A 226-nucleotide genomic window follows, 5' to 3' on the forward strand; every position below is an offset into this window, starting at 1 on the left:
TGACTTCGCTCAATTAAATTAGAAATTTGTTCTTTGTTTATCTCTTTAAATAAGGAGTTTTTACTATCAATAGACATAAATTCAGCGGTTAAACTCAATGCAACTACTTCTAAATCAGACATTTTTTCTTTTCTACCAACACCTGATTTAAATTCTAATTCACAATTCAAAGAACTTATAACTTCTAAAACTCTTAAATATTTTTTTACTATATTTGACATAGATA

1 pseudogene is annotated in these 226 nt (G+C 24.8%); it reads right to left on the reverse strand.

The window, feature by feature from the left end:
• Positions 1-221 (reverse strand): annotated as a pseudogene (locus WFZ85_RS16410) (IS982 family transposase); the annotation flags it as partial.
• Positions 222-226 lie beyond the last annotated feature (5 nt).

The sequence above is a fragment of the Flavobacterium aureirubrum genome (assembly GCF_038739835.1).
Taxonomy (GTDB): domain Bacteria; phylum Bacteroidota; class Bacteroidia; order Flavobacteriales; family Flavobacteriaceae; genus Flavobacterium; species Flavobacterium aureirubrum.